The organism is Pseudomonas sp. 28 E 9 (assembly GCF_900004785.1).
Lineage (GTDB): Bacteria > Pseudomonadota > Gammaproteobacteria > Pseudomonadales > Pseudomonadaceae > Aquipseudomonas > Aquipseudomonas orientalis_A.
The window spans coordinates 196842-217345 of record NZ_CVTK01000052.1 but is presented as its reverse complement, the minus strand read 5'-3'; the positions used below and the strand labels follow the sequence as shown (position 1 = coordinate 217345).

The 20504-nt window shown below is 61.5% G+C and carries 19 protein-coding genes; 10 read left to right on the top strand and 9 right to left on the bottom strand.

All coding sequences use genetic code 11. The features are described from left to right. Window positions 1-60: 60 nt before the first annotated feature. From BFQ00_RS20120 to BFQ00_RS20080, 9 genes are all read left to right on the top strand, one after another. Window positions 61-816 (top strand): DeoR/GlpR family transcriptional regulator, encoded by a 756-nt coding sequence (locus BFQ00_RS20120; protein ID WP_057724781.1) that lies wholly within the window; start codon window positions 61-63, stop codon window positions 814-816. Between the two features lie 276 nt (window positions 817-1092). Next, entirely contained in the window at window positions 1093-2631 is a 1539-nt protein-coding gene (gene glpD / locus BFQ00_RS20115; RefSeq protein WP_065898210.1) for a glycerol-3-phosphate dehydrogenase, read from the top strand. A 378-nt stretch (window positions 2632-3009) separates the two neighbouring features. Then, window positions 3010-3936, top strand: a complete 927-nt coding sequence (locus tag BFQ00_RS20110) for a glutamate/aspartate ABC transporter substrate-binding protein (protein ID WP_065885989.1) — start codon at window positions 3010-3012, stop codon at window positions 3934-3936. Window positions 3937-4129: 193 nt separating this feature from the next. Then, window positions 4130-4876, top strand: a complete 747-nt coding sequence (locus tag BFQ00_RS20105) for an amino acid ABC transporter permease (RefSeq protein WP_065885988.1) — start codon at window positions 4130-4132, stop codon at window positions 4874-4876. Continuing rightward, entirely contained in the window at window positions 4876-5547 is a 672-nt protein-coding gene (locus tag BFQ00_RS20100; RefSeq protein WP_046071144.1) for an amino acid ABC transporter permease, read from the top strand. Before BFQ00_RS20105 ends, BFQ00_RS20100 begins: the two co-directional genes overlap by 1 nt. Continuing rightward, window positions 5544-6278: an amino acid ABC transporter ATP-binding protein gene (locus BFQ00_RS20095; RefSeq protein ID WP_065885987.1), complete on the top strand. Its 735-nt coding sequence runs from the start codon at window positions 5544-5546 to the stop codon at window positions 6276-6278. The genes BFQ00_RS20100 and BFQ00_RS20095 overlap by 4 nt, the downstream gene beginning before the upstream one ends. A gap of 157 nt (window positions 6279-6435) precedes the next feature. Beyond that, a complete protein-coding gene (locus BFQ00_RS20090; RefSeq protein WP_065934517.1) occupies window positions 6436-8337 on the top strand; it encodes a sensor histidine kinase in 1902 nt (633 codons plus the stop codon). Continuing rightward, window positions 8334-9671, top strand: a complete 1338-nt coding sequence (locus tag BFQ00_RS20085; protein ID WP_065891899.1) for a sigma-54-dependent transcriptional regulator — start codon at window positions 8334-8336, stop codon at window positions 9669-9671. The genes BFQ00_RS20090 and BFQ00_RS20085 overlap by 4 nt, the downstream gene beginning before the upstream one ends. Continuing rightward, the gene (locus tag BFQ00_RS20080) at window positions 9671-10009 is read left to right on the top strand and encodes a GlpM family protein (RefSeq protein WP_065885984.1); all 339 of its coding nucleotides are present in this window, start codon (window positions 9671-9673) and stop codon (window positions 10007-10009) included. The genes BFQ00_RS20085 and BFQ00_RS20080 overlap by 1 nt, the downstream gene beginning before the upstream one ends. A 26-nt stretch (window positions 10010-10035) precedes the next feature. Here BFQ00_RS20080 and BFQ00_RS20075 read toward each other — a convergent pair whose 3' ends face one another. From BFQ00_RS20075 to BFQ00_RS20050, 6 genes are all read right to left on the bottom strand, one after another. Continuing rightward, window positions 10036-11433: a sigma-54-dependent transcriptional regulator gene (locus BFQ00_RS20075; RefSeq protein ID WP_065934516.1), complete on the bottom strand. Its 1398-nt coding sequence runs from the start codon at window positions 11431-11433 to the stop codon at window positions 10036-10038. Next, window positions 11423-13201, bottom strand: coding sequence for a sensor histidine kinase (locus BFQ00_RS20070; RefSeq protein WP_065885982.1), 1779 nt, complete (start codon window positions 13199-13201; stop codon window positions 11423-11425). Before BFQ00_RS20070 ends, BFQ00_RS20075 begins: the two co-directional genes overlap by 11 nt. Next, window positions 13201-14325, bottom strand: a complete 1125-nt coding sequence (locus tag BFQ00_RS20065) for a GNAT family N-acetyltransferase (RefSeq protein WP_065934515.1) — start codon at window positions 14323-14325, stop codon at window positions 13201-13203. The genes BFQ00_RS20070 and BFQ00_RS20065 overlap by 1 nt, the downstream gene beginning before the upstream one ends. Window positions 14326-14463: 138 nt before the next feature. Continuing rightward, entirely contained in the window at window positions 14464-15312 is an 849-nt protein-coding gene (locus BFQ00_RS20060; RefSeq protein ID WP_065885980.1) for an alpha/beta hydrolase, read from the bottom strand. Further along, a complete protein-coding gene (locus tag BFQ00_RS20055) occupies window positions 15309-16703 on the bottom strand; it encodes an aspartate aminotransferase family protein (protein WP_065885979.1) in 1395 nt (464 codons plus the stop codon). The genes BFQ00_RS20060 and BFQ00_RS20055 overlap by 4 nt, the downstream gene beginning before the upstream one ends. Beyond that, complete coding sequence (locus BFQ00_RS20050) at window positions 16696-17400, bottom strand: HAD-IB family phosphatase (protein WP_065885978.1); 705 nt, start codon at window positions 17398-17400, stop codon at window positions 16696-16698. Before BFQ00_RS20050 ends, BFQ00_RS20055 begins: the two co-directional genes overlap by 8 nt. Window positions 17401-17629: 229 nt before the next feature. Between BFQ00_RS20050 and BFQ00_RS20045 the strand changes: the two genes are divergently transcribed. Further along, a complete protein-coding gene (locus tag BFQ00_RS20045) occupies window positions 17630-18400 on the top strand; it encodes a MipA/OmpV family protein (RefSeq protein WP_065934514.1) in 771 nt (256 codons plus the stop codon). A gap of 157 nt (window positions 18401-18557) precedes the next feature. Here the strand turns inward: BFQ00_RS20045 and BFQ00_RS20040 are convergent, their stop codons facing one another. From BFQ00_RS20040 to BFQ00_RS20030, 3 genes are read right to left on the bottom strand one after another with little or no spacing between them, the layout of a single operon-like run. Next, complete coding sequence (locus BFQ00_RS20040; protein ID WP_065934513.1) at window positions 18558-18962, bottom strand: EamA family transporter; 405 nt, start codon at window positions 18960-18962, stop codon at window positions 18558-18560. Continuing rightward, window positions 18959-19339: an EamA family transporter gene (locus tag BFQ00_RS20035; protein ID WP_065885975.1), complete on the bottom strand. Its 381-nt coding sequence runs from the start codon at window positions 19337-19339 to the stop codon at window positions 18959-18961. Before BFQ00_RS20035 ends, BFQ00_RS20040 begins: the two co-directional genes overlap by 4 nt. Beyond that, the gene (locus BFQ00_RS20030) at window positions 19336-20256 is read right to left on the bottom strand and encodes an arginase (protein WP_065934512.1); all 921 of its coding nucleotides are present in this window, start codon (window positions 20254-20256) and stop codon (window positions 19336-19338) included. The genes BFQ00_RS20035 and BFQ00_RS20030 overlap by 4 nt, the downstream gene beginning before the upstream one ends. Window positions 20257-20504: the final 248 nt, after the last annotated feature.

Here is a 20504-nt window from a genome sequence, read left to right as displayed (position 1 = left end):
AGGGAGCGGATTCCTGCGTCATCATGGGCCACTTTTGTATGGCAGCCCAAAGGACGCCCCATGAATCTGCCTCCCCGCCAACAACAAATCCTCGAACTGGTCCGCGAACGCGGCTACGTCAGTATCGAGGAAATGGCGCAGTTGTTCGTTGTCACCCCGCAAACCATCCGCCGCGATATCAACCAACTGGCGGACGCCAATCTGCTGCGCCGCTACCACGGCGGCGCAGCCTATGACTCCAGCGTCGAGAACACCGCGTACGCCATGCGTGCCGACCAGATGCGCGATGAAAAGCAGCGTATCGGCGAAGCCATCGCGGCGCAGATTCCCGATCACGCGTCGTTGTTCATCAATATCGGCACCACCACCGAATCCATCGCCCGCGCGTTGCTCAATCACCATCACCTGAAAATCATCACCAACAACCTCAACGTCGCCACCATGCTCAGTGCCAAGGACGACTTCGATGTCTTGCTGACCGGCGGCAATGTGCGGCGTGACGGCGGTGTGGTTGGCCAGGCCAGCGTCGATTTCATCAACCAGTTCAAGGTCGACTTTGCGCTGGTGGGTATCAGCGGCATCGATGAAGACGGCAGCCTGCTCGACTTCGACTATCAGGAAGTGCGGGTCTCCCAGGCGATTATCGCCAATGCGCGGCAAGTGATCCTGGCGGCGGACTCCAGCAAATTCGGGCGCAATGCCATGATTCGCTTGGGCCCGATCAGCCTGGTGGACTGCCTGGTCACCGATCAGCAGCCGGTGCCCGCGCTGGTGCAGGTGTTGAATGAACATAAGGTTCGTCTGGAAGTCGTTTAGCGCCTGGCCGGTCCCCATCGGGGGCAAGCCCCTCCCACATTTCAATGGCGTCGCACATCCAAGTGTGGGAGGGGGCTTGCCCCCGATGACGATTTATCCAACCCCCTCTTTCTTCAGCCAAACCCAGGCTCATGTTCACAAATTTTCCTTTCCCCGCCCTTCGATGAGTTTTTTCAATCGAAGTCGGCTGGCTGTGCCCGCATTTATCAGCTACCATTTTCGCAAATGAACATTAATGTTCGAATTCCAATACGAAAAGATCGCGAGGCCAAGCCGATGAACCCTTCTACCTTGCCTGCCCCACCGCTTGCCGAAGTCTATGATGTCGCCGTTATCGGCGGCGGGATCAATGGCGTCGGCATTGCAGCAGACGCAGCCGGTCGCGGTTTGTCGGTATTCCTTTGTGAAAAGGACGACCTGGCCAGCCACACCTCCTCAGCCAGCAGCAAACTGATCCACGGTGGCTTGCGCTACCTGGAGCACTACGAGTTCCGTCTGGTACGCGAGGCCCTGGCCGAGCGCGAAGTGCTGCTGGCGAAGGCGCCGCACATCGTCAAGCAGATGCGCTTCGTGCTGCCGCACCGTCCGCACCTGCGCCCGGCCTGGATGATTCGTGCCGGCCTGTTCCTGTATGACCACTTGGGCAAGCGCGAGAAACTGGCCGGTTCCAAAAGCCTCAAGTTCGGCGCCGACAGCCCGCTGAAAAGCGAAATCACCAAAGGCTTCGAATACTCCGACTGCTGGGTCGACGACGCCCGCCTGGTGGTGCTCAATGCCATGGCCGCACGCGAGAAAGGCGCCCATATCCACACCCAGACCCGCTGCATCAGTGCACACCGCAGCAACGGGCTTTGGGAAATGAACATGGAGCGCGCCGATGGCAGCCTGTTCTCGATCCGCGCCCGTGCACTGGTAAACGCCGCAGGCCCGTGGGTCGCCAAGTTCATCAAGGAGGATCTGAAGCTGGATTCGCCTTACGGTATCCGCCTGATCCAGGGCAGCCACCTGATCGTGCCGAAACTCTACGACGGGGCGCATGCGCACATTCTGCAGAACGAAGACCAGCGCATCGTCTTCACGATTCCGTACCTGAATCACCTGACCATCATCGGCACCACCGACCGTGAATACACCGGCGATCCGGCGAAAGTGGCTATCACCGAAGGTGAAACCGACTACATGCTCAAGGTGGTCAATGCACACTTCAAGAAACAGCTGAGCCGTGACGACATCGTCCACACCTATTCGGGCGTACGTCCGTTGTGCAACGACGAATCGGATAACCCGTCGGCCATTACCCGCGACTACACCCTGTCGCTGTCCGGCGCCGCCGGCGAGGCACCGATCCTGTCGGTGTTCGGCGGCAAGCTGACCACGTATCGCAAGCTGGCTGAATCGGCCATGGCGCAACTGGCGCCGTACTTCACGCAAATGCGCCCTAGCTGGACCGCCAAGGCCAGCCTGCCCGGCGGCGAAGACATGACCACGCCAGAAGCCCTGGCCGAGGCCATTCGCAGCAAGTTCGACTGGCTGCCAGGCGAAATCGCCCGTCGCTGGTCGACCACCTACGGCAGCCGCACCTGGCGCCTGCTGGAAGGTGTGCAGACCCAGGCCGACCTGGGTGAGCACCTGGGAGGCGGGCTCTACACCCGCGAAGTCGATTACCTGTGCGCTGAAGAATGGGTGACGCAGCCTCAGGACGTGCTGTGGCGCCGTACCAAGCTGGGCCTGTTCACCACGGCGGCGGAACAGGACAACCTGCAACGCTACCTGTCCCGGGTTGAACAGAACCGCAGCAAGATCGAAGCGGCCTGACCCCCTCCCGACACTGTAGGAGCGAGCTTGCTCGCGAAAAACCCGAGAGCGCCGCGTTTATCCAGAATAACCGCGGCGCTTTTGCGTTTTTCGCGAGCAAGCTCGCTCCTACCGTCCGCGGGTGTGACATTCGGTTTTCCGAACGTTATACCTCCTCTCTATTCGGTTAGCCGTACCTGCGATGCAGACAGCCACTGTCACACAAAGTTAATTTCCATGTAATTCAATACGTTAAGCTTTTGTTTTCGGTATGGCACGACTCATGCTCTACACTTCCTGACGATTGCCCGAGACGCCTCAGGAGCCGTCAAGGCATTCGCTGTACAAGAGAGCCGTTTAGCTGGCTTCATAAAAAAAACAAATGTCGAGGAAGTATTGATGCGCATCGTTCCCCATATCCTGGGCGCAGCTATCGCTGCTGCTCTGATCAGCACTCCAGTTTTCGCCGCCGAACTCACCGGCACGCTGAAGAAAATCAACGACTCCGGCACTATTACTCTCGCTCACCGCGACAGCTCCATCCCGTTTTCCTACATTGCCGATGGTTCGGGCAAGCCTGTCGGCTACTCCCACGACATTCAGCTGGCCGTCGTTGAAGCCCTGAAGAAGGACCTGAACAAGCCAGACCTGAAGGTCAAGTACAACCTGGTGACCTCGCAAACCCGCATTCCGCTGATCCAGAACGGCACTGCGGACCTTGAGTGCGGTTCCACCACCAACAACGCCGAACGCGCCCAGCAAGTTGACTTCACCACCAACATCTTCGAAATCGGCACCCGCCTGCTGGTCAAGAAAGACAAGGAAGGCAAGCCGTCCTACGCCGACTTTGCCGACCTGAAGGGCAAGAACGTCGTGACCACCGCCGGCACCACGTCCGAGCGCATCATCAAGGCGATGAACGCCGACAAGCAGATGGGCATGAACGTCATCTCCGCCAAAGACCATGGCGAATCCTTCCAGATGCTCGAAAGCGGCCGCGCCGTAGCGTTCATGATGGACGACGCCCTGCTGGCCGGTGAAGAAGCCAAGGCCAAGAAGCCGGACGACTGGGTCATCACCGGTACTCCGCAGTCCTTCGAAGCCTATGCCTGCATGGTTCGCAAAGGCGACCCGGACTTCAAGAAAGCCGTGGATGACGCCATTGTCAGCCTGTACAAGTCCGGCGAAATCAACAAGATCTACGCCAAATGGTTCGAAAGCCCGATCCCACCGAAAGGCCTGAACCTCAACTTCCCGATGAGCGACAAGGTCAAGGAGCTGATCGCCAACCCAAGCGACAAACCAGCGCCAGAAGTAAAAATCTGATACCTGACTAAGCTTATCGCCTGAGGGAGCCACCCCTCCCTCAGGCGTCTGTTACTACCTGCTGGCTTTAACTTGGAACACTCGACCTGGCGGTTTTCGAGCCGATCGTGTGTGCCTGGCGTTCAACGTCAGGTGGGAAATGGCATTCCCCAAGCGGGTGCTTGTACATCGATCGATTTCGGGGGAGACCCTAATGAATTACAACTGGGACTGGAGCGTGTTCTTCAAGTCCACTGGCGTTGGCAGCGAGACTTATCTCGACTGGTACATCGCCGGCCTGGGCTGGACCATCGCCATCGCTGTCGTGGCATGGATTGTCGCCTTGCTGCTGGGCTCCATTCTGGGAGTCATGCGCACCGTGCCAAACCGCCTCGTAGCGGGCATCGCGACCTGCTACGTGGAACTGTTTCGAAACGTGCCGCTGCTGGTTCAGCTGTTTATCTGGTACTTCCTGGTACCCGACCTGCTGCCGCAGAACCTGCAGGACTGGTACAAGCAAGACCTCAACCCGACCACCTCGGCCTACCTGAGCGTCGTCGTGTGCCTGGGCCTGTTCACCGCCGCCCGTGTGTGTGAGCAAGTGCGCACCGGCATCCAGGCGCTGCCCCGTGGCCAGGAAGCCGCAGCCCGCGCCATGGGCTTCAAGCTGCCGCAGATCTACTGGAACGTGCTGCTGCCCCAGGCCTACCGCATCATCATTCCGCCGCTTACCTCCGAATTCCTCAACGTGTTCAAGAACTCCTCCGTGGCGTCCCTGATCGGCTTGATGGAACTGCTGGCACAAACCAAGCAGACCGCCGAGTTTTCGGCCAACCTGTTTGAAGCCTTCACCCTGGCCACGCTGATCTACTTCACCCTGAACATGAGCCTGATGCTGCTGATGCGCGTGGTCGAGAAGAAAGTCGCAGTGCCCGGCCTGATCTCCGTGGGGGGTAAATAATGGACTTCGATTTCAGCGGCATCATCCCCGCGATCCCGGGCCTGTGGAACGGCATGGTCATGACCCTGCAATTGATGGTCATGGGCGTGGTCGGCGGCATCATCCTGGGCACGATCCTGGCGCTGATGCGCCTGTCGTCCAGCAAGCTGCTGTCCCGCGTGGCCGGCGCCTATGTGAACTACTTCCGTTCGATCCCGCTGCTGCTGGTCATCACCTGGTTCTACCTGGCGGTGCCCTTCGTGCTGCGCTGGATCACCGGCGAAGATACGCCGATCGGCGCGTTCACTTCGTGCGTCGTGGCGTTCATGATGTTCGAGGCGGCGTACTTCTGTGAAATCGTGCGGGCCGGCGTGCAGTCGATCCCCAAGGGACAGATGGCTGCCGCTCAGGCGATGGGCATGACCTACGGCCAGACCATGCGCCTGATCATCCTGCCCCAGGCGTTCCGCAAGATGACGCCGTTGCTGCTGCAACAGTCGATCATCCTGTTCCAGGACACCTCGCTGGTCTACACCGTGGGCCTGGTGGACTTCCTCAACTCCGCCCGCTCCAACGGCGACATCATCGGCCGCTCCAATGAGTTCCTGATCTTCGCCGGTGTCGTCTACTTCATCATCAGCTTTTCCGCCTCGCTGCTGGTCAAGCGTCTGCAAAAAAGGTTTGCCGTATGATCTCTATCAAGAACATCAACAAGTGGTATGGCGACTTCCAGGTGCTGACCGACTGCAGCACCGAGGTTAAAAAAGGCGAAGTGATCGTGGTGTGCGGGCCGTCCGGCTCGGGCAAATCCACGCTGATCAAGTGCGTCAACGCGCTGGAACCGTTCCAGAAGGGCGACGTTGTCGTGGACGGCACCTCGATTGCCGACCCGAAGACCAACCTGCCGAAACTGCGCTCGCGCGTGGGCATGGTGTTCCAGCACTTCGAGTTGTTCCCGCACCTGACCATTACCGAAAACCTGACCATCGCGCAGATCAAGGTGCTTGGTCGCAGCAAGGAAGAAGCCACCCAGAAGGGCCTGCAACTGCTTGAGCGCGTAGGCCTGTCGGCCCATGCCCACAAGCACCCGGGGCAACTGTCCGGTGGCCAGCAGCAACGTGTGGCGATCGCCCGCGCCCTGGCCATGGACCCGATCGTCATGCTGTTCGACGAGCCGACCTCGGCGCTGGACCCGGAAATGGTCAACGAAGTGCTCGACGTGATGGTGCAACTGGCCCACGAAGGCATGACCATGATGTGCGTGACCCACGAAATGGGCTTTGCGCGCAAAGTGGCCGACCGCGTGATCTTCATGGACGCCGGCAAGATCATCGAAGACTGCCCGAAAGAAGAATTCTTCGGCGACATCAGCGCCCGCTCCGAACGTGCGCAGCACTTCCTTGAGAAAATCCTGCAGCACTAAAGGCAACTCGCTTCTCTCCTGTAGGAGCGAGCTTGCTCGCGAAAGACGACAACGTTAACGCGTGTATCCAGAATTAACGCGGTGCCTTTGAGTTTTTCGCGAGCAAGCTCGCTCCTACAGTTGGCAGGCGAGAAGTAGCTGACCCAAGGCATCTGTGATGAAATGCGACCCCACTCAATATCGCGCCGCGCCGCCATCACTTGCCGTGAAGCCTCGTCTGATACGCCAACTGTTCCTGCCGCCGTTGATCATCGCCCTGATGATCGGCCTGGGTTTTATCGGCTTCTGGGTCAGTGAGTACTACGGCATCCGCACCCTCAGCGACAATAGCGGACGCCAGCTGGAGCTGCATGCCCGCACCGTCGAAAGCGAACTGAGCAAATACACCTACCTGCCCAGCCTGCTTGAGCTCGAATCCAGCGTTTCCCTGCTCCTGGCCGATCCCAGCCAGGAAACCCGCAAGACCGTCAACGATTACCTCGAAGGCCTGAACCGCCGCAGCCGCAGCCGGGCCATCTACGTCATGGACACCACCGGTCGGGTACTGGCCACCAGTAACTGGCGCGACGCCGACAGTTACCAAGGTGAAGACCTGTCCTTTCGCGCCTATTTCCAGAACGCCGTACGCGGCCAGCCCGGTCGTTTCTACGGCATCGGCAGCACCAACGGCGAACCCGGCTACTACCTGGCCCACGGCCTGGAAGAGCACGGCAAGATCATCGGTGTCGCCGTGGTCAAGGTGCGCCTGGAAGCGCTTGAGGAACGTTGGCAGCGCGCGCGCCTCGAAGCCTTTGTCAGCGATGAAAACGGCATCATCATTCTGTCCAGTGACCCGGCACGTCGCCTCAAGGCGGTGCGGCCCCTGAGCGATGACACCCGGGACCGCCTGGCCCACAGTCTGCAATATTACTGGGCGACCCTGAGCGCGCTGGAACCCCTGGCCCGCGAGCGCTTGAACGAAGGCAGCGAAAAGCTGACCTTCCCGGCCAACAGCGAAGTGGTCAGCGACAAGCACGAAGTCAGCTACCTGGCGCAAACACGCCCGTTGAATGACACGCCGTGGAATTTCACCCTGCTCACCCCGCTCAATGACCTGCGCCGCGCCGCGATCAACCAGGGCATCCTGGTCGCAGTCGCGTTCGGCCTGGTCGCATTTTTGCTGATTGCCTGGAACGAGCGGCGCAAGGTCATCGCCACCCGCCTTGCCGCGCGCGAAGCCCTGCAGGAAGCCAACAGCCAGTTGGAGCGACGGATTGCCGAACGCACCGCCGACCTGCGCGCCAGCAACGATCGCCTCAAGGGCCAGATCCGCGAACGGCGCCAGGCCGAAGAGACTTTGCGCCACGCCCAGGACGAACTGGTGCAGGCCGGCAAACTCGCGGCAATCGGCCAGATGTCCACCAGCATCGCCCACGAATTGAACCAACCCCTGGCCGCGCTGCGCACCCTGTCCGGCAACACCGTGCGCTTCCTCGAGCGCGGAGCCCTGGACACCGCGAGCGCCAACCTCAAGACCATCAACGAACTGATCGACCGCATGGGCCGCATCACCGCCAGCCTGCGCTCGTTTGCCCGGCGCGGTGACGACCAGGGCGAGGCGAGCCTGGCCAAGGCCGTGGACGCCGCGTTCCAGGTGCTCGGCGCGCGCCTGGACAGCGTGCCGCTGGCCGTGCACCGTGAGTTCGCCAATGTCCAGTTGCAGATCGACCAGACGCGCCTTGAGCAGATCCTGGTCAACCTGATCGGCAACGCCCTCGATGCTATGCAGGCGCAACCGGCGCCGCAGTTGTGGCTCGAAGGCCACAGTGCCGAGGGCAAGTATCGCCTGCGGGTGCGCGATAATGGCCACGGCATCGACCCCGAGGCGCGCAAGCATCTGTTCGAGCCGTTCTTTACCACCAAACCCGGCGAGCAAGGCCTGGGCCTGGGCCTGACCTTGTCTGCAAGCCTCGCGGCGGCCACCGGCGGCAGCCTGGCGGTGGAACATCCGGCCAGTGGTGGTACCGCGTTTGTCCTGAACCTGCCGTTGGCGGGCGCCGAAAAAGTTGAGTCGACATGAATATGCAAGCCCAAGCCCTCACTGTTCTGATCGTCGAAGATGACCCCCATGTGCTGCTGGGTTGCCAGCAAGCCCTGGCGCTGGAAGACATTCCCAGCGTTGGCGTGGGCAGCGCCGAAGAAGCCTTGACGCACATCGGCGAGAACTTCGCCGGGATTGTCATCAGCGATATCCGCCTGCCGGGCATCGATGGGCTGGAGTTGCTGACCCGCCTCAAGGCGCTGGATAAAAGCCTGCCGGTGGTGCTGATCACCGGGCATGGCGACATTTCCATGGCGGTCGGTGCCATGCGCAACGGCGCCTACGATTTCATGGAAAAGCCCTTCTCCCCCGAGCGCCTGGTGGACGTTGCCCGGCGCGCCCTGGAGCAGCGCGGGCTGGCGCGGGAAGTCTGGTCGCTGCGTCGCCAGCTGGCCGAGCGCGACTCATTGGAGGGTCGCATCATCGGGCGCTCGCCGGCCATGCAGGCCCTGCGCGAACTGATCGCCAACGTCGCCGACACCTCGGCCAATGTGCTGATCGAAGGCGAAACCGGCACCGGCAAGGAGCTGGTCGCGCGTTGCCTGCATGACTTCAGCCGGCGCCATTCCCACCCGTTCGTCGCACTGAACTGCGGTGGATTGCCGGAGAATCTGTTCGAAAGCGAGATATTCGGCCACGAAGCCAACGCCTTCACAGGCGCCGGCAAGCGCCGTATCGGCAAGATCGAGCACGCCCATGAGGGCACGCTGTTTCTCGATGAAGTGGAAAGCATGCCGATCAACCTGCAGATCAAACTGCTGCGGGTGCTGCAGGAACGCACCCTCGAACGCCTGGGTTCGAACCAGAGCGTGGCCGTGGACTGCCGGGTGATCGCCGCCACCAAGTCCGACCTCGACGAACTGAGCCGCGCCAGCCAATTCCGCAGCGACCTGTACTACCGGCTCAATGTGGTCACCCTGGAACTGCCGCCCCTGCGCGAGCGCCGTGAAGACATCCTGCAGTTGTTCGAACACTTCCTGCAGCAATCCTCGCTGCGCTTTGATCGTACCGCGCCGGAACTGGACAACCAGACCCTGTCGAGCCTGATGAGCCACGATTGGCCGGGCAACGTACGCGAACTGCGCAACGTCGCCGAACGCTTCGCCCTGGGCCTGCCCGCGTTCAAGAAAAGCGGCACGGGCGGCAGCACCCAGGGCCTGGCCTTTACCGAGGCGGTGGAAGCGTTCGAGCGCAACCTGCTCAACGATGCCCTGCAACGCAGCGGCGGCAACCTGACCCAGGCCAGCCAGGAACTGGGGATGGCCAAGACCACGCTGTTCGACAAGGTCAAGAAATACGGGTTGAGTCACTGATGGATCTATTTCTGAAAGCCGCGCTTGGCGCTGCGGTAGTGCTGATATTGGCGGCACTGGCCAAGACCAAAAATTATTACATCGCAGGCCTGGTGCCGCTGTTTCCCACCTTTGCGCTGATCGCCCACTACATCGTCGGCAAGGGCCGCTCGGTGGAGGACCTGAAGACCACGATACTGTTCGGGATGTGGTCGATCATTCCGTACTTTGTGTACCTGGCCACGTTGTATGTGGTGGTGGATCGGATGCGGCTGGAGGCGTCGCTGGCAGTCGCGGCGGTGGCGTGGCTGATAGCTGCAACCGTACTGGTCAGCGTGTGGGTACGCCTCCACTCCTGACACACCACAGTTTCAATCACATTCGGTCAGCGGACTATTTTGTCGACCTGAATGCCGAGCTTCTTCAGGCGGTACCAGAAACTGCGCTCTGAAATCCCGATGCGCTGCGCCGCTGCGGCCTGTACGCCGTTGCTCTCCTGCAAGGCCGCCAGGATGTACGACTTCTCCACCTCCGCCAGCGCCGCATCCAGGTCCTGCGGTACACCCGGCCCATCGGCCAGGATTGTCGCCGCGCCGGCCTCGGCGGGCCTGGAGGCGAACAGGTAACCCGGCAAATCGATATCTTCGATCACCGGCGACGCCGCCACGATGGTCGCCCGCTCCACGCAGTTTTGCAGCTCGCGGATATTCCCCGGCCAGTGGTACGCCGCCATGGCCTGCAAGGCTTCGGGGCTGAACCCGTTGATGCGTTTGCCGGCGGTCGCGCTGAGGGTGCGGGCGAAGTGCCGGGCCAGGGGCGCGATATCTTCCACACGCTCGCGCAGGGCCGGCAGCGGGATCGGGAAGACATTCAGGCGGTAATACAGGTCTTCGCGAAACTCCTTGTTGGCCACGGCGTCCAGCAGGTTCTTGTTGGTGGCGGCGATCACCCGCACGTCCACCTTGCGCTCGCGGGGGTCGCCCACCGGCTCGATAACCCGCTCCTGCAAGGCGCGCAGGATCTTGGCCTGCAAGGCCAACGGCATATCACCGACCTCATCGAGGAACAGCGTGCCCTTGTCGGCCTGCATGAAGCGCCCTACCCGGTCGGCCACGGCGCCGGTGAACGCGCCTTTGCGATGACCGAACATCTCGCTTTCCAGCAAACCTTCAGGAATCGCCGCGCAATTGACCGCCACGAACGGCTGGTCGGCACGGCTGCCGTGCTTGTGAATGGCGCGGGCGACCATTTCCTTGCCGGTACCGCTTTCGCCGGTCAGCAGGATGGTTGCGCTGCTGTCGCGCACCGAGTCCACCGCTTGCAGCACTTTGCGAAACGCCGGGCTGTCGCCCACCAGGCTGTCGAACTGTGCGTGCTCATCCAGCTCGGCGCGCAGCCGTGCGTTATCGCGCATGATGTCGCGAAATTGCAGGGCCTTGGCCACAGTGATGTCGAGCTCGTCGATGTCGAACGGCTTGGCAATGTAGTCGTAGGCGCCATTGCGCATCGATTGCACGGCATTTTTCACCGTGCTGTAGGCCGTCATCACGATCACCGGCACGTTTGCATAACGCTGCTTGATCTCGGCCAGCAACGCCGGCCCGTCCATGCCCGGCATGCGCCAGTCGCTGATGACCAGGTCGATGTCCTCCTGCTCCAGCACTTTGAGCGCGTGCAGGCCGTTGCCGGCGGTAAACACCTGGATGCCGTTCTGGCTCAGGGCGGACGACAGCAGTTCACAGAGCTTGGGCTCGTCATCGACCACCAATACGTTATGCGTCATGCCCGTCCTCATACTCGCCGTTGTCTTCACCGTTAGCCGGAATGTACAGGTTGAAGGTGGCGCCGGCATCTTTCTCGGTGACGCACTCGATGCTGCCGTCGTGACTTTCCATGATCGAATAGACTTTGGCCAGGCCCAGGCCTGTGCCCGAGGCCTTGGTGGTGACAAAGGGCGTGAAGATGCGCTCGACCATATCCGCCGGGATGCCCTCGCCGGTATCGGCGATGCTGATCACGGTATTGTCGCCCGCGCTGCGGATACCCAGGGTGAGGCGCCCGCCTTCGGGCATCGCGTCGATGGCGTTGAGAATCAGGTTGAGACAGGCCTGCTTGAGCTGCTTGGCGTCCGCGTAGATCGTGGCGTCGGGCGCCTGGTCGTCAATCTGGGCGTCGATGTTGTGAGTGCTCAACTCCGGGGCGCAGAAACCGAGGATTTCCTCCACCAGGGCGCGTGCCGGTTGCAGGACGCGCATCGGCGGATTGGGCTTGGCGAAATCGAGGAATTCAGTGATCAGTTCGTTGATCCGGCTGACCTCGCTGATGACGTACTCCAGGTGGCGCTTGTCGGTGTCCGGCAGGTCGGCGCGACGATGCAGCAGTTGGGTGGCGGTCTTGATGATGCCCAGCGGGTTGCGGATTTCATGGGCCAGGCCCATGGCGACTTCACCCAGGGCATGCAGGCGGTCACGCCGGCGTAGCTGGGCTTCCAGATGATGCAATTCGCCCAGCCGTGCAGTCATGTGGTTGAACGTGCTGCTCAGTTGCGCCAGTTCGTCGCCGCCGCTGACCACGACGCGGTGCGTGTAGTTGCCGGAGATCACCGCGTTCACGCCCTGGGACAAGTCACGCAGGGGCTGGGTCAGGCGTCGCGACACCCACATGCCTGCGGCCAGCGACAGCGCCGAGCTGACCAGGAAAATCAGCAGGAACAAATTGCTCTGGTTCACCAGCCCCACCAGGCTCGTGTGGCGCAGCAGGCCGCTGAAAATCACGCCTTGCAGCTCGCCGTCGTCGTTGAATATCGGCCAGTACAAGCCGCTGTACTGAGTGGTGAACTGCTCGCTCGGCTGCCGGGTGCTGCGCAGCTCGGCTTCGACGTCTTTGGGAATGCGCGACGGGTGATTTTCGAAACGCTGAGTCGAGAATATCTCGGAAAATCCCGACGGGTTGGCCAGGTACAAGCGCAGGTCGAGGGAATGCACGTCGGCCACGCTGGTAAGGAAACTGCTGTCCAGGTAAGTCGCCACCAGCAGCAGATAATCGACCCCATCGCGGGTGGTCTCGAAGGTCGACACCACCAGGCCTGTGCTCACACCGGCCACCTGTATGGTCTGCAACACCGCATTGCTGGTCAGGCTGATCTGCTTGACGATATCGTCGGCGGCGGTGCTGAACAGCACCTTGCGGTCGCTGGTACGAATCAGTGCCACCACATCGATGTCGGTGGCGCTGGCGATGTCGGCGGTGAGCTGGTCATGCCGTTCAGCCTGCCTGGATGAGGGTGGGCTGGCGTAGCGCAGGAACAGCTTGGCCATGCGCGCGTTATCGTGAAGGATGTCACCGATCTCGTCCTTGACGATCTTGGTCGACTCCTGCAGCCAGATGCGCACGTTACTGTCGAAAATCTGCGACAGCGTGGTGGCGGCCAGTTCCGCCGCGATCATGGTCGGAATGACGCTGACCAGCCAGAAGGCCAGCACCAGCTTGCGCTGCACGCTCCAGCGCGAAATGGCAAAGGGGCGGGCTTTCTGGCGGGTCTTGGTAATCATCAGGTTTCGCTTATCGCAGCAGCCATGGCAGGGTCGGAACGGTCCGGTCGGATAAACAGTTTTACAAGCGTGAGCAGGCCGTTGACCAGCCGATTGCGGTGGCGGAAAAACAGGCTGTTGCCCTGGAACTGGCATCCCAGGCGCAGTTTACTGGCATAACCGGCCTGGCCGCATTCGTACAGCGCAATATTGTGTTGAATACAGTAGTCGACATTGGTCAGCCAGCTGCGAAAGTACAGGTTGTACTCACGGCTGAACGTGATGTCATGCCCGAAAAACTTGTCGATCAGCCGATGCTCGTCAAGCAGCATCAGGTTGAACGCCACCAGATGCTCGTCCACCCAGTAAAGAACACACACCGCACGCTCTTGCAGTTGCTCGAGAATCCCCGTGAAGTAACCGGCGGGCAGGCGCTCGAACTGCAAGTCCGCGCGTGTGAGCGTCGCTTCATAGAGGCGCATCACCTCGGGCAGCACGTCATCGATGTTGTGCCGCCACTCCACCCGTGGCCCCGGCGCGCGCAGTTTGCGCCGCAGGTCCTTGCGGGTGGATTTGCCCAGCGAGCCCAGGTAGGCGTCCACCGACCCATAGGGTAGCGGCAACACGCCGGTGGGCAGGCTCGGCATGCTTTGAAAGCCTGCGGCGCGACAACTCTGGGCCCAGTGCGCATCATTGGTCGGTGCGTCCTTGACCGCCAGCAGGCCGATGCCGAACCCGTCGGCATCGCGCCGCGCCGCGATGAGCAATTGCTCGAGCAACAGGGGCCTGCGCCCCTCGGGCACGTGGCTGGCGACACCCGCATCACACCGTTCGGCCACCGGCGAGCCGAGCGCGTACAGGGCCAACTGCAAGGCCCCCGGCCACAGGCGTTGCAAGCGCTCGGTCAAGCGTTTGCCGACCCCGGACACCGTGGTGTCGAGGCGATAATGGGTCATGAACGCGACCGCCACGGCCACCAGCGCTTGATCTTCGTACACGGCCAGGTAACGCCACTGGAAGTCATCGATCGCGGCGTTTTCCACGGCGAGGTAATAGTCCCAGTCCTCCAGGGCACCGGGAAAACAGTCATTCCAGGCATCGCGCTGGATAGCCCGGATAGACGGGTAGGCTTGGGTGGTTATCACAGTTTTTCCTTATCAACACCGCCCCTGCTGCAGGAGCGAGCGTGCTCGCGAAAATCGCGCAGAGACCGCGTTCAGCCTGGCAGTACGCGTTATCGGGAACGACCTTCGCGAGCAAGCTCGCTCCTACAGGTAAGCGAATCAGGCCACACGATTGAGATGCATCGAATGCCGCTCGACAAACTCGGCGCTCAACTCGATCACACGGCGGTATTGCAGGTCGACGGTAATCATGTGATAGCAGTTATCCAGCAGAATCTTGGTCACCGGGCCACCGAGGTGGCGCTCCACGTAATCGGCGTTCCAACGGCTGGTGATGTCGTCCTCGATGGAGTGCAACACCAGCGCCGGTGCCTTGATCGCCGGCATGCGCTTCTTGACCACGGCGTTGAGGCGATGCAACTCGCGCACGGTGACGCCTTCCATGGTCAACAACCCCGCCTCGCTGCTCTCGCCCTCCTTCATCTGCCGCTCGACGACGGCCCGCAGGCGCTCGTTCTTGATGCCGTAGGGCGGCTTCTCCTCGAAGCTGCAAACGTGCACGCCGAACGGAATCTTCATCAGCAACGGCGTGAGAAAGGCCAGCTTGTTGATGCTCCAGCCGTCGTACTTCAAGGTGGTGGAATACATCAGCAGCCCGGCGACCTGCCCCGGGTGCTCGGCCGCCACGTACATCGACATCACCGCACCCATGGACAAGCCGCCGACGAACACCTGCGCGTGACGCCGCTTGACCTGTACGAAGGTCTTGCGCACCCCTTCGTACCAGTCGCGCCAGCCGGTGGCCTGCAGGTCGCTGTTATCGCCGCAGTGCCCGGCCAGGGTGGGCACGTACACCGTGCAATTGCCCGCCTTGACCAGCCCCCTGGCGACCTGGCGCAATTCCGTCGGAGTACCGGTCAGGCCGTGAATCAACAGAATCCCGACCGGACCCTCACCGAGAACGAAGCCGGCACCGCCTTCACCGAGGTCGATCTCGCCGATACTCACCGGTTGGTCGCTCGCACCAGCAGTTGCTCGAGCAGCTTCAGGCCCAGGTCGATTTCCGGGTAGCTGATTTCCAGGGACGGTGCCAGGGTGATCACGTTCTTGTAGTAACCGCCCACGTCGAGGATCAGGCCGAGTTTTTGGCCATCGACCACCATGTCGCCTTTCATGCCTTCCTCGACCATGTAGTCCAGGGTCGCCTTGTCCGGGGCGAAGCCATCCGGCCCGCAGATTTCGCAGCGCAGCGCCAGGCCCAGGCCGTCGACGTCACCGATGATCGGAAAACGTTTCTGCAAATCCTGCAGGCCTTCAAGGAAGTATTTGCCCTTGGCCATGACCATTGCGCCGTAGTCGATTTCGCTGGTCATCTTGAACATTTCCAGGCCCACCGCCGTGCCCAACGGATTGGAGGCGAAGGTGGAGTGGGTCGAGCCTGGCGGGAAGATCTTCGGGTTGATCAGCTCTTCTCGGGCCCAGATGCCGCCCAGCGGGTTGAGGCCGTTGGTCAGCGCCTTGCCGAACACGATCACGTCAGGCTGCACGTCGAAGTGCTCGATCGACCAGAGTTTGCCGGTGCGGTAGAAGCCCATCTGGATTTCATCCGAGACCATCAGGATGCCGTGCTGATCCAGGACGTGCTTGAGTTCGCGATAGAAGTTCATCGGCGGGATCACGTAGCCGCCGGTGCCCTGGATCGGCTCCACATAGAACGCCGCGTATTCGCACTGGTTGGTTTTCGGGTCCCAGACGCCGTTGTATTCGGTCTCGAACAAACGCGCGAATTGCTGCACGCACTGGCTGCCGTACTCTTCCTTGGTCATGCCTTTGGGGCCGCGGAAGTGATACGGGAACGGAATGAAGTTGGCGCGCTCGCCAAAGTGGCCGTAACGGCGACGGTAGCGGAAGCTCGACGTGATCGACGAGGCACCGAGCGTACGGCCGTGGTAGCCGCCTTCGAAGGCGAACATCAGGCTCTTGCCATTGCTGGCGTTACGCACCACCTTCAACGAGTCTTCAATCGACTGCGAACCGCCGACGTTGAAGTGCACGCGACCGTCGAGGCCGAATTTTTTCTTGGCGTCGACCGCGATCATTTCCGACAGCTCGATCTTGCCTTTGTGCAGGTACTGGCTGGCGATCTGCGGCAGCGTGTCGATCTGCTGTTTCAACGCATTGTTCAGGCGCGGGTTGGCATAACCGAAGTTGACGGCCGAGTACCACATCTGCAGGTCGAGGTAGGCCTGGTCTTCGGTGTCCCACACGTAGGAGCCTTCGCAGCGACTGAAAATGCGCGGCGGCTCGATGTAGTGAACGGTGTCGCCGTAGGAACAGTATTTGGCTTCTTTATCCAGAAGGATCTGGTCTTCGGCGGTGGCGATGCGGATATCAGACATGATGGAAGAGGTCCTGAGTGTCGGAAGAGGTATTGAAAGTCGCGGCGTTGGCGGCGATGCCTTGCGGCAGTTGCGCCAGCAGGGCAGGCACCTCGGCAAAGGTGTCAAAGCGCGCATGAGGAATCTGGTGAGCGACGCAATACTCGGCGAGGCTGCCCTTGGCGAACACGAAGTCGGCGGTGGAGGCCACGCACATGTCGGATTTGCCGTCGCCGATCACCAGCACGCGCTTGTTGCCCGGCGTGGACTTGCACTTGCAGTTGCCGGAAGCGGCGCGGCAGGCATCGCTGGCGTACGGGAAGTCGATGCGCCAGCTGTTCTGGTCGATCTGGCGCAGGCGGTTGGCGAGGATCGGCAGCAAGGTCACGTAGTTACGCGACAGAATGCGTGCGATGCCCTGCTCGATGCCGTCGCTGACCACTTCGATGGTCGCGCCCAGGCCCATGACGTGATCGACGAAATCCGGGAAGTCCGGGTCAATCTCGACGCTGTCGAAATACGCCAGCAGTTCGCTGGGGGTGGCCTTGATCAGCGCCAGCTGGCGGCTCAGGCATTCGCGTGAACCGATATGTCCATCCAGCCATTGCTGTTCGATGGTTTCCCACTCGGGGCCGGCGAAGCGCTGGAGGACGTTGTCGATGACATCGGTGGGGGTGATGGTCCCGTCGAAGTCACACACGATATGCCATTGAATCATTGCGTCTACCTTTGGAAAGAGGCGCGCTGTATGCGCTTGCATTACCGGTAGAGCAGGGAGCGTGCCAACAGGCCAGGGCCCAGCGGGGCTGGGGCTTTCTCAGGGTTTGCAGAGGATATGGGTTCGGCGAGCTACAATTTTTGTAGCTTGCTACAAACAAGATGAGTGCTTGCGCGCGAGGCGGCGTCTGCGCGTTCATGCGCGCATGAACTCATCAGGAAAGCGTGCCATGTCCACCTTCACGTCTGTCGTATGCGCAGGGTTTCTCGGGCTGTGCGGCCTCTCCAGTGCCGCCTGCGCGCAAGGCATCAGCGGCGACGTGGGCGCCGGCCTCAGCTACCAGCCCCATGACCCGACGGGCAGCCGCTACGAAACCCGCCCCGTGCCCTACCTGGACCTGGACTGGGGCGACGTCAGCCTGGGCACCGATGACGGCTTGACCTGGAGCGCGTTGAACGCCCATGGCATCACCGCCGGCCCGTATATCAATTACCTGTCGGGGCGTACGTCCAACGGCGCGCTGCAAGGTCTGCGCAATGTGTCGGACATGGCCGAGGTCGGCGGGTTCGTCCAATACGCCCCGGCCGATTTCTGGCGGGTCTACGCGCAGGTGGGCCAGGCCGTGGGCGGTGGGCATACGCAAAGTGGCGCGCTCGGCAAACTGGGCGGCGAACTGGGCTATCCACTGGGTAGCGGGATTATCGGCAGCACCGGGCTGGTCGCGCATATTGCCGATGCACGCCAGGCCAATACCTTCTTCGGCGTGGACAACCACGAGGCCGCCGCCACCGGCTTTCGGCCCTACACCGCCAGCGGTGGCGTGCAGAACGTGGCGCTGAGCCAGAGCTTCGCGTTCCCGGTGGCAACGCACTGGTCATTGCTGACCAGCGCCAGTTGGGTCCACCTGGTCGGTTCGGCAGCCAAGAGCAGCATCGTCAGACAGGCCGGCAGCGTCAACCAGCGCCAGGTGCAGACGGCGATCAGCTACAGCTTCAATTAAAAGCCACCACTGATCTACCTGATGTATAGAGATCAACATGTGGGAGGGGGCTTGCCCCCGATGAGGGAGTGTCAGTGAGTGCATCTGCGACTGACCCACCGCCATCGGGGGCAAGCCCCCTCCCACATGTTGAACCGAGTTCGACCTACCAGACCGGTCAGTTCTCTTCTCCCTCCGCCAACAGCGCAATCCCCGCCACAATCACCGCCACACCCACCCAGTGCAAAACGCTGATGTGCTCCCCCAGCCCCAGCCAGGACCCCAGCAACACCGCCACAAACACCAGCGAACTCAGTGGAAAGGCCAGAGACAAACTGCTGCGCCGCAGGATCAGCATCCACACAAAAAAAGCGCCGAGATAACTGGCAATCGCCGCCAGAATCCCGGGGTTGCGCGCCACCTGCGTCAGCCACTGCCAGTTGAAATCCATCTGGCCCAATTGATCACCGGCCACCTTGGTAAACAGTTGCCCGGCACTTTCAGTGGCGATCAACAGCGCCCACAGCACCAACGTGCCAAGACGCCCATGCAGCCAGCCCGTATCGAGGGTTTGCGTATTCATGCCTGGCCTCCCGCAATCGCCACCAACATCACACCGAAAGTAATCACCAGCGTGCCCAGCCAACGCCGTCGACTGACGGTTTCCTTGAGCACGACCCTGCCCGCCAGCACCACCAGGCAATAGGCCAACGCCGCCAGCGGAAACAGCAGGCTCAACGGCGCGCGGGACAAGGCTTCGAGCCAGACGAAAAACTCGATCACATAGGCCCCGACGCCGGCCCAGAGCAGCGGCGCATTGAACACCTGGCCCCAGAACGCGCGCAGGCGAAAACCGCCCTCGAGTTGCGGTAAACGGTCCACGCCCAGCTTGAAACACAACTGGCCAATCACATCGAGAACAATGGAAAACGCCAGCAACAGCACCACGGTCAGGGTCACGGGAACAGCTCCTCAAACAGGTCGATCAAGGCTTCATTGGTCGCCGCATTGCGCTGCAAATCCTGCGCGCTCCAACGCTCGGGCGGTGGCTGGTCGGACTTGGCCTCCCAGCGCTTGAAGGCGTTGCTGAAGGCCGGCGCCGCAAACTCGCCGCACACGTCGATGCCAAGGATGCGTTTATGCGCCGCCAACGCCCGCAGGGCCTGGAGCAAGTGGCTCAGGCGCATGCCACCCTGGTCCCAATTGGTGGCGGCGTCTTCGCTGGCCAATACGTCTTTGTCGATGGTGATCCAGATCGCTTCGGTGGGCAGGCTGGCGATCATCTCCTTGAGGAAGGCCGCCCAATCCAGTTCCGCCAGGTTGCGCCAGTGCAGGTGGTTTTCCTGCTGTTGGTGCCCGGCGCCATCGCCGATCCGGCCCCACACCTGCGACGGCGGGTGCTGCCAGGGAAACAGCTGCAATTGCCCGCGCTTGAGGGCGCCAAGGTTACCGCCGCGCAGTTGCGGGTTATGCAGGTCGTCACTGCAAGGCCCCAGGGTGACGATGCGTTTGATCGCCGGCATTTTCAGCGCGCGGTTGACCCACGACCCACAGTGACGCTTGGGCGCAAAGCGCACCCAGTCGGGGTGGTTGTCGAAGTGGATAAGGCTGACGGGCTCCTTCAAGCCGGCCAGGAACGCCGGCGTGAGGTGGTGGTAGTCGCCGGAGCCGACGAACAGGATTTCCGGGCGTGCATTGCTGGGCCGTGGCCGTTGGGCCAGGCGCTCGACAAAGCGCTTCCAGGTTTTTTCCGTGGACCACAGGCGCAGTTTCGGGCCCAAGTCCAGCAGGTCGAGGCGCGTCGCCCGGCCGCTGGCCAACCGCCGGGCAATCGGCGCCTGACCGGTGAGGCTGTGGTCGAGGTCAAGAATGTTCAAGGTAATGTTTCACCCCTAATGGCAGCGCCCAGCCGCAGGCCGGATGGGCTTTAGGGGGTCAATGCAAGGGGCGGGCCAGCGAAATATTCAAACCTGCACAGATCCAAATGTGGGAGGGGGCTTGCCCCCGATGGCGGCCTCGGGGCCGACCAGTATGTTGGATCAGATCGAGTACATATCCGTTTCTGCGGTAACGGCTGCTTAGGGTTCCGCTTTTACAGCGGCTCACTTTTGAAAAGCGCAAAAGT